The sequence below is a fragment of the Belnapia sp. AC561 genome, from assembly GCF_979252845.1.
Genome location: NZ_CEEDBP010000385.1, coordinates 1 through 248 on the forward strand (window position 1 = coordinate 1; position 248 = coordinate 248).

The following is a 248-nucleotide window of genomic DNA, read 5'->3' on the forward strand; positions in this document are numbered from 1 at the left end:
TTGCATGATGTCCTGGTACGCCTGAACCAGCTTGTTGCGCACCTGCGTAATGGCCTGGAAGGACACGCCGGCCTTCTGCGAGGCGATCATCACGTCAGTGATATCCACGCCGCTCTTGCCGATTTCGAAGGCTTCGGCCAGTTGGCTAGAAGCTTGCTGGGTTTCGTTCACCTTGTTGACCGCCTGCCCGAGCATGTCGGAAAAGCTCGGCGCCCCGACTTCTGCCGGTGCTGCCGCGACTTTAGGAC

General features: G+C 59.7%; 1 protein-coding gene. It reads right to left on the reverse strand.

Translation table 11 applies throughout. The annotated features are described in order from the left end of the window. Positions 1-248, reverse strand: a 248-nt coding sequence (fliE, locus tag AC0IW9_RS31535; protein WP_471652224.1) for a flagellar hook-basal body complex protein FliE, incomplete at both ends; no start/stop codon positions are given.